Below are 8700 nucleotides of genomic sequence, written 5' to 3'. Positions count from 1 at the left end.
CGGCGGTCGGGCAAGCCGAAGCGCACGTTGTCGAGCACGCTCAGGTGGGGGAACAGGGCATAGTCCTGGAACACCAGGCCGATGCGCCGCCGTTCCGGCGGCACGAAGGTGTCCGGGCCGCTGACGGTCTGCCCGTCCAGCAGCACGCGACCGGCGGTTGGCACTTCCAGCCCGGCGATCAGGCGCAGCAGCGTGGTCTTGCCGCAGCCCGAGTGGCCGAGCAGGCAGACGGCCTCGCCTGCGCCGGCCTGCCAGGACACGTCGTCGACGGCGACATGGCTGCCGTAGGCATGGCGCAAGCCGGACACCGCCAGGGCGGAACTGGTGGTGCTGGCGGCATGGGACTGACGGGGCGCGATGATCATGCGGGCGGCACGGTAATGGCGTGTGGCCGACTATAGCGGATGGCAAAGTAGGAACGCCTATCGCTCGCGATATATTTTACAGTCATGTAAGTTTTGGGTGGCGGGGCCGGGCCGGTGATTCCTGATGCCCTGAAAGCAAAAAGCCCCGCATTTGCGGGGCTTTCAGCTTGTTCCAGGACACCGTTGGATGTCTTGGAACCTTGAGATGGTGCCCAGGAGAGGACTTGAACCTCCACGTCTCGCGACACTAGTACCTGAAACTAGCGCGTCTACCAATTTCGCCACCTGGGCAGGTGAGGCCGCGAAATATAAGGACGCCAAACGAGGCTGTCAACACACTTCGGTGTAGAATGCGCAAAATTTGTCGAGATGGCGCATGAGTCGCAAGAACACCCCCGCAGTCCCTCAGGATCCCCACGCCGCGCGTGAGGCCGAGCGTTACGAAAACCCGGTTCCCAGCCGCGAGATGATCCTCGCCACCCTTGATGAGCTGGGCAAGCCGCTGACACATCCGCAGCTCGCGCATCATTTCGAGATCTTCGATGCCGAGCGCGAAGAGGCCCTGCGCCGCCGTCTGATCGCCATGAGCCGTGACGGCCAGCTGCGCTCCGACCGCCGCGGCGCCTACCAGCCGCTGCACGACGAAGAGCTGATCCGCGGCCGCGTGCAGGGCCACAAGGACGGCTTCGGCTTCCTGGCGCCGGACGAAGGCGGCCAGGACCTCATCCTGCCGTCGCGGCAGATGCGTCTGCTGTTCGACGGCGACATCGCCTGCGTGCGCATCGGCGGCTACGACCACAAGGGGCGTCGCGAGGGCATCGTGGTGCGCGTCGAAGAGCGCCGCTACACGCACCTGGTCGGTCGCTACCGCGAAGAAGATGGCATCGGCTATGTCATGCCCGACAACCCGCGCATCACCCAGGAAATCCTGGTGACGCAGGATGGCATGGAGGCGCAGCCGGACCAGTTCGTCACCGTCGAGATCACCGAGTACCCGAGTCATCGCGGCCTGGCCACCGGCCGCATCGTCGAGGTGCTGGGCGACTACATGGCGCCGGGCATGGAGATCGACATCGCCCTGCGCAACTACGACATTCCGGATTTCTGGCCGGCTGCGGTCGAGGCCGAGATCGCCCGGCTGTCGCCGGAGGTCGATGAAGACGCCAAGCGCGAACCGGGTCGTGTCGACATCCGCGACCTGCCGCTGATCACCATCGACGGCGAAGACGCCAAGGACTTCGACGACGCCGTCTTCGCCGAGAAGCGCAAGGGCGGCGGTTTCCGCCTCGTGGTGGCGATCGCCGACGTGTCCTACTACGTGCGTCCGGACACGGCGCTGGACACGGAAGCGAAGGCGCGCGGCAACTCGGTCTACTTCCCCGGTTTCGTGGTGCCCATGCTGCCGGAGATCCTGTCCAACGGCCTGTGTTCGCTGAACCCGCACGTGGACCGCCTGTGCATGGTCTGCGACATGAACTTCTCCGCCGCCGGCCGCATGACCGGCAGCAAGTTCTACGCCGCGGTCATGCATTCGCAGGCGCGCACCACCTACACCCAGGTCAGCCAGTACCTGGAGCATGCCGACAGCGCCGAGGCCGCCGCGTTGCGCAAGCGCTGGCCGGAGCCGGCGCAGAAGTCGCTGAAGGTGCTCTACGAGCTCTTCGGCGTGCTGCGTGCGGTGCGCGAGCAGCGTGGCGCGCTGGACTTCGACAGCGGCGAGACACGCATCATCTTCGGCCAGGACCGCAAGATCGAACGCATCGTGCCGGTCACGCGCAACAAGGCGCACATGCTGATCGAGGAAATGATGCTGGCCGCCAACGTGGCCTCCGCCGCCTACGTGCTGAAGGCGAAAATGCCGGCGCTGTTCCGCAACCACGAGGGCCCGCAGAACGAGAAGCTGATCAAGTTGCGCAGCTTCCTGCAGGCGCTGGGCCTGCGTTTCACGGCGGCGCCCAAGCCGAAGCCGGCGGACTTCCTCGCGGTCATCAACCAGATCGCCGAGCGCCCGGACCGGCACGTCATCCAGACCATGCTGCTGCGTTCGCTGTCGCAGGCGGTGTACTCGCCGGACAACCTCGGCCACTTCGGGCTCGCCTACGAGGCCTACAGCCACTTCACCTCGCCCATCCGCCGCTACCCCGACCTGCTGCTGCACCGTGCCATCAAGTCGGTGCTGGCGGGCGAGTCCGAGACCACGGCGCTGCAGCGTGTCAGTCGCGCCCTCAAGGGCGCGCTCGGCGGCAAGGTCGAGCCGCTGCCCGGCCAGGTGCAGATGATGGCGCTGGGCGAGCACTGCTCCATGACCGAGCGCCGCGCCGACGAGGCCACGCGCGATGTCATGGCCTGGCTCAAGTGCGAGTACATGCAGGACCGCATCGGCGAAGAGTTCGACGGCGTGATCTCGGCGGTGACCTCGTTCGGCTTCTTCGTCGAGCTCAAGGATGTCTATGTCGAGGGCCTGGTGCACATCAGCCAGCTCAAGGACGACTACTACAGCTTCGACGCCACCTTCCACCGCCTCGAGGGCGAACGCACCCGCCGCCGCTACGGCATAGGCGAGCCGGTGCGCATCCGCGTCGCGGCGGTCAACCTCGACGAGCGCAAGATGGACTTCGAGCTGCTCGCCGGTGGCGCCACCGGCAAGCGCTCCATGCGCGAGCGCCTGCGTGACGGCGAGATTCCCGGTCGCGACGAAAGCGCTCGTGATGGCAAGGCCGGCGGCCGGTCCGCGAAGGCCGGCTCCGGCAAGCCGGCGGGTGGCGGCAAGCAGGGTGGCGGACGTGGCGGCCCGTCAGGTGATGGCGGCGCGCCGGCCGGTGACAAGCCCGCGGGCAAGCCGCGCCGGCCGCGCACCCGCAAGCGCTGACATATATAAGGAAGCCAGCCGATGTCCAAGCTGTCCTGGGTCTATGGCCTGCACACCGTCAAGGCGCTGATGGAGACCGAGCCCGAGCGTGTGCTCGAGCTGCAGGCGCTCAACACTCGCGAGGATGCCCGCCTCAACCCCATCGTGCAGATGGCGCGCCAGCTCGGCCTGCCGGTGGCTTTCCGCGAGCGTGACCAGCTCGACCAGCTCGCCGAAGGCGGCCGCCACCAGGGCGTGCTCGCCCGCGTGCGCGAGCGCCAGGCCGGCGATGACAACGACCTCTCCGCCATTCTCGACGGCCTGTCGGTGCCGCCGCTCCTGCTCGTGCTCGATGCCGTCACCGATCCGCACAACCTCGGCGCCTGCCTGCGCACCGCCGAGGCCGCCGGCGTGCACGCCGTCATCGCGCCCAGGGACAAGGCCGCCGGCCTGACGCCGGTGGTGCGCAAGGTCGCCTGCGGTGCAGCCGAGCTGATCCCGTTCATCCAGGTCACCAACCTGGCGCGCACCCTGCGCCAGCTCAAGGACGACGGCGTGTGGGTGGTCGGCACCAGCCTCGGCGAGGGCGCGAAGCCGTTCTACGAGATCGACCTCAAGGGCCCGCTGGCGGTGGTCATGGGTGCCGAGGGCAGCGGCCTGCGCCGCCTGACCGCGGAGCTCTGCGACCACCTCGCCTACATCCCCATGGCCGGCCAGATCGAGAGCCTGAACGTGAGCGTGGCCACCGGCGTGGCGCTGTTCGAGGCGGTGCGGCAGCGGCGGGGCTGAGGCCTGGCATCGTCGCCGCTTGAATTTTCACCATCCCCTCTGTATAGTCTCGCGTCCTTCGCCCGGAACCCGTGTCCTGGCGAGGTCGCGAGCGCGCAGCGCCTGCCGGAGACGGCGGCCTGATGGCTCGTACTCCTTGCTCCGGCGGCAGTCGCCGGGGCTGTTCAATCCGTAAGGAGCACAATCCGATGCGTCATTATGAAGTCGTGTTCCTGGTGCACCCGGACCAGAGCGAGCAGGTGCCCGCCATGGTCGAGCGTTACACCGGGCTCGTGAAGGATTCCGGCGGTGCCGTCCACCGTCTGGAAGATTGGGGTCGTCGCCAGCTGGCCTACCCGATCAACAAGATCCACAAGGCCCACTACATCCTGCTCAACATCGAGTGCAGCGACGCTGTGCGCGCCGAGCTGGAAGAGGCTTTCCGTTACAACGACGCCGTGATCCGCAGCCTGATCATCCGTCGTGAAGAAGCCATCGTCGAGGAATCCATCCTGGCCAAGGGTGCGGAAGAAAAGCGTGCCCGCAAGGCCGCCCGCGCCGAAGAAGGTCAGGGTGATGCCCCGGCTGCTGAATAAGCAGGCTTATTGAATCGCGGAGAACGTCTTCGTGGAGCAGAACACGCTCCGGATCAGCGGAATACTGGAAAAGCAGTTTCCGCCACGTGTCAGCCCCGCCGGGGTCGCGCATCAGGACATCCTGCTGCAGCACCGGTCCAGGCAACTGGAGGCAGGGGTGATGCGTGAGGCCAGGCTCGTGCTCACCGTGCATCTCGCCGGGGAGCTGGTCGGCCAGGCCAGGGACTTCAGTCCCGGCGACCGGATCGTGGTGAGCGGTTTCCTGGCCCCAGCCAGCTACCGCGAGAGCGAGAAGCTCGTGCTGCACGCGCAGACGCTTAACAGACAGGATTAATGGGAGAAGAAACCATGGCGCGTTTCTACCGTCGTCGCAAGTTCTGCCGTTTCACGGCAGACAAGGTCACCTACATCGACTACAAGGATGTGGAGACCCTGAAGCAGTTCATCACGGAAAACGGCAAGATCGTTCCGAGCCGTATCACCGGTACCAAGGCACGCTACCAGCGTCAGCTGACCCTCGCTATCAAGCAGGCTCGCTACCTGGCCCTGATGCCTTACACCGATAACCACGTCTGAGCCGGGGTGCCGAGATGCAAGTCATTCTGCTGGAAAAGATCAAGGGCCTGGGCGCGCTCGGCGCCAAGGTCGATGTCAAGCCGGGCTTTGGCCGCAACTTCCTGATTCCTCAGGGCAAGGCGCTGCCGGCCACCGCGCGTAACCTGGCCGACTTCGAAGTCCGTCGCGCCGAGCTGGAGCGTCAGGAAGCCGAAGTGCTGGCCGCCGCCGAAGCCCGCGCCGCCGCGCTGGCCGAGCTGGTCGTCACCGTCGCCTCCAAGGCCGGCGATGAAGGCAAGCTGTTCGGTTCCGTGGGCAACCGCGACATCGCCGAAGCCGCCACCGCCGCCGGCGTGGCTGTCGACAAGAGCGAAGTCCGTCTGCCGACGGGCCCGCTGCGCCACACCGGCGAGTACGACATCGCCGTCCAGGTGCACAGCGACATCCTCGCCAACCTCAAGGTCGTGGTCGCCGCCGAATAAGCGGACCGCTTCCCGAGGTCGAACAGGGCGCCCGAGGCAACTCCGGCGCCCTGTTTGTTTTCCGCGCCATGGTGGCCGCGGGGCCCGCCATCCGTTTTGTTTCTGGCGGCCGATGGCCTAAGCTAGCGGCCTGACGTCCGCGGTACCTGCCATGACCACCACTGCATCCTCCTCCGCTGCCGACAACACCCTGGCCGCGCTCAAGCTGCCGCCGCATTCGCTGGAGGCCGAGCAGGCCGTGCTCGGCGGTCTGATGCTGGACGAGCAGTCCTGGGACCGTGTTTCCGATCGTGTTGTCGAAGCCGATTTCTATCGTCGCGATCATCGCCTGATCTTCCAGGCCATCAGCCTGCTGGCCGCCGAAGGCAGCCCGCGCGATGCCCTGACGGTGGCGGAAACGCTGACCCGGCTGGGCGAGCTGGAGACGGCGGGCGGCATGGCCTACCTGGGCGAGCTGGTGCGCAACACGCCGTCGGCCACCAACATCGCCGCCTATGGCGACATCGTGCGCGAACGCTCGGTGCTGCGTCAGCTCATCCGCATCAGCAACGAGGTGTCGGACACCGCGTTCCAGCCCCAGGGCGCGACCGCGCAGGCGATTCTCGACGAGGCCGAGCGCAAGATCTTCGCCATCGCCGAGCAGCAGCAGAAGGCCGGCGGCCCGCAGGCGTTGAAACCGCTGCTGGCGAAGGCGCTGGACCGCATCGACCGGCTATTCCAGTCGGACGAGGCCATCACCGGCCTGAGCACGGGCTTCAACGACCTCGACGACCGCACCTCCGGCCTGCAGAAGGGTGACCTGGTGATCGTCGCGGCGCGTCCGTCCATGGGCAAGACCACCTTCGCCATGAACCTGGTCGAGAACGCCATGCTGCGCTCGGGCCTGCCGACGCTGGTGTTCTCCATGGAAATGCCGGCCGAGCAGATCGTCATGCGTATGCTGTCGTCGCTCGGCCGCATCGATCAGACGCGCGTGCGCTCGGGCAAGCTGGAGGAGGATGACTGGCCGCGCCTGACCTCGACCATGACGCTGCTCGCCGAACAGAAGCTGCTGGTCGACGACACGCCGTCGCTGAGCCCGAACGATGTCCGCACCCGCGCCCGCCGCGTGGCGCGCGAGCAGGGGCCGCTGGGCCTGATCATGGTCGACTACCTGCAGCTCATGCGCGTGCCCGGCCTGGAGAACAACCGCGTCAACGAAATCTCGGAGATCTCGCGCTCGCTGAAGGCGCTGGCGAAGGAGATGGAGTGCCCGGTGATCGCGCTGTCGCAGCTCAACCGCTCGCTGGAACAGCGACCCAACAAGCGCCCGGTCATGTCCGACCTGCGCGAATCCGGGGCCATCGAGCAGGATGCCGACGTGATCATGTTCATCTACCGCGACGAGGTCTACAACCCGGAGTCGCCGGACAAGGGCACCGCCGAGATCATCATCGGCAAGCAGCGTAACGGCCCCATCGGCAGCATCCGCCTCGCCTTCCTCGGCAAGTACACGCGCTTCGAGGACCTGGCGCCCGAGTATTACCGCGACGTCGAGCAGTATTGAGACTGCCCGCCGTCTTCCGCCTCCCTGACGAGAGTCCGTCATGCGCGACACCTGGCTGAGCCTCAACCCGCAAGCCCTGAGCAACAACATCGCGGTGCTGCGCCGGCACATGCCGGGCAGCCGCTTGCTGGCCATGGTCAAGGCCGATGCCTACGGCCACGGCGTTGCCGCCCTCGCGCCCTGGCTGGCGGGCCAGGTCGACGGCTTCGGCGTTGCCTTCCTGGCCGAGGCGCTGGCGTTGCGCGATCAGGGCATCAGCGAGCCGATCACGGTGCTCGAGGGCGTGTTCTCGGCGCACGAGCTGGGCCTGGCGCGCCAGGCCGGGCTGGATANGGCCCTGCCGTGCGCGTGTGGCTGAAGATCAACACCGGCATGAACCGTCTCGGCTTCCGTCCGGTCGAGGCGCTCAAGGCCTGGCGCGCCCTGAGCCGGCTCGACGGCATCAGCGGTCTGGGGCTGGTCACGCACTTCGCCAATGCCGATACCCTCGCCTCGGGCCAGACCGAGCAGCAGCTCGGCCGCTTCCGCGCCCTGCAGGAAGTGCTGGCCGGCGAGCTGGGCGAGCCGGTGCCGGACAGCCTCGCCAACTCGGCGGCCATCCTGGCCTGGCCGGAGGCCGCCGGCAGCTGGATGCGCCCGGGCATCGCGCTCTATGGCAGCTCGCCCTTCGGGCGCCAGTCGGCCGCCTTTTTCGGCCTGCAGCCGGTCATGACCCTGCACGCCCGCCTGATCGCGGTGCACGAAGTGCCCGCGGGCGAAAGCGTGGGCTATGGCGCGGCCTGGACGGCATCGCAGGCGACTCGCATCGGCGTGGTCAGCATCGGCTATGGCGACGGTTATCCGCGCCATGCGCCCAGCGGCACGCCGGTGCTGGTCAACGGCCGGCGCTGCCAGCTCGCCGGCCGTGTCTCCATGGACATGATCACCGTCGACCTCGGCGAGGTGCCGGCGCGACCCGGCGACGAGGTCGTGCTCTGGGGGGAAGGCCTGCCGGCCGACGAGGTCGCCGCCGCCGCCGGCACCATCAGCTACGAGCTGTTCTGCCGCCTGACGCCGCGCGTTCGGCGCGTGGTCGATGCCGGCTGAGGCTTATCGCCGGCGGGCCTGAGGCCCCGGGGCGATACAAGCATTCGGTCTGAGTCGGGCGCCTCCCGCAGGTCTACACTGACCCCGAGGGATAGGGAGGTGAATCATGCACAAGCTCATTTATCTCATGCCCCGGCTGGAAACGGTCGAGGCCATGGCCGCCACGCTGCGCGCCATGAACCTGGGTGATGGCGCCTGCCGTGTCATCAGTCGCGACGAAGACGGAATCCGCCGGCATCATCTCCGCAACGGCACCCTGCTGGACCGCACGGATGTCCTGCACATGCTGGAGCGGGGGCTGCTGGCGGGCCTGCTGATGGCGCTGCTGCTGACGTTCGTGTTCATGCTGGTCGAGCCGCTGGGGCGCCCAATGAGTGCTGCCGGCTTCACGCTGATCATGGCGATCGGCGGCGTTTTCGGCGTCTGGGTGGGCAGCGTGGCCGGCCTGGCGAAC

9 protein-coding genes, 1 tRNA gene and 1 pseudogene are annotated in these 8700 nt (G+C 67.3%); 9 read left to right on the top strand and 2 right to left on the bottom strand.

What is annotated here, in order from left to right; genetic code table 11:
* Together C5O18_RS03800 and C5O18_RS03795 are read right to left on the bottom strand one after the other, a co-directional pair.
* Window positions 1-365 (bottom strand): ATP-binding cassette domain-containing protein (locus C5O18_RS03800; protein WP_146089195.1); only part of this gene is annotated, 365 nt, incomplete at its 3' end.
* Between the two features lie 206 nt (window positions 366-571).
* A tRNA-Leu gene (locus C5O18_RS03795) sits at window positions 572-656 on the bottom strand.
* 85 nt (window positions 657-741) lie between these two features.
* Here C5O18_RS03795 and rnr point away from each other — a divergent pair.
* The 9 genes and pseudogenes from rnr to C5O18_RS03750 all read left to right on the top strand — a co-directional run.
* Window positions 742-3234, top strand: a complete 2493-nt coding sequence (gene rnr / locus C5O18_RS03790) for a ribonuclease R (RefSeq protein WP_105191607.1) — start codon at window positions 742-744, stop codon at window positions 3232-3234.
* Between the two features lie 21 nt (window positions 3235-3255).
* Window positions 3256-4002 (top strand): 23S rRNA (guanosine(2251)-2'-O)-methyltransferase RlmB, encoded by a 747-nt coding sequence (gene rlmB, locus C5O18_RS03785; RefSeq protein ID WP_105191605.1) that lies wholly within the window; start codon window positions 3256-3258, stop codon window positions 4000-4002.
* 188 nt (window positions 4003-4190) lie between these two features.
* A complete protein-coding gene (rpsF, locus tag C5O18_RS03780; protein ID WP_105191603.1) occupies window positions 4191-4577 on the top strand; it encodes a 30S ribosomal protein S6 in 387 nt (128 codons plus the stop codon).
* Window positions 4578-4608: 31 nt separating this feature from the next.
* Entirely contained in the window at window positions 4609-4911 is a 303-nt protein-coding gene (gene priB / locus C5O18_RS03775) for a primosomal replication protein N (protein WP_158249257.1), read from the top strand.
* Window positions 4912-4925: 14 nt separating this feature from the next.
* Window positions 4926-5153, top strand: coding sequence for a 30S ribosomal protein S18 (rpsR, locus tag C5O18_RS03770; protein WP_022955442.1), 228 nt, complete (start codon window positions 4926-4928; stop codon window positions 5151-5153).
* A 14-nt stretch (window positions 5154-5167) separates the two neighbouring features.
* Window positions 5168-5614 (top strand): 50S ribosomal protein L9, encoded by a 447-nt coding sequence (rplI, locus tag C5O18_RS03765; protein ID WP_105191599.1) that lies wholly within the window; start codon window positions 5168-5170, stop codon window positions 5612-5614.
* A gap of 151 nt (window positions 5615-5765) precedes the next feature.
* Window positions 5766-7160, top strand: a complete 1395-nt coding sequence (gene dnaB / locus C5O18_RS03760) for a replicative DNA helicase (RefSeq protein ID WP_105191597.1) — start codon at window positions 5766-5768, stop codon at window positions 7158-7160.
* A 40-nt stretch (window positions 7161-7200) separates the two neighbouring features.
* Window positions 7201-8246 (top strand): annotated as a pseudogene (gene alr / locus C5O18_RS03755) (alanine racemase).
* A gap of 106 nt (window positions 8247-8352) precedes the next feature.
* A partial coding sequence (locus C5O18_RS03750; RefSeq protein ID WP_146089194.1) for a hypothetical protein occupies window positions 8353-8700 on the top strand: 348 nt, incomplete at its 3' end.

This window comes from Amnimonas aquatica (genome assembly GCF_002943415.1).
GTDB lineage: Bacteria > Pseudomonadota > Gammaproteobacteria > Pseudomonadales > Moraxellaceae > Perlucidibaca > Perlucidibaca aquatica_A.
The sequence above is the reverse complement of the archived record's forward strand: the minus strand, read 5'-3'. Positions and strand labels throughout refer to the sequence as shown.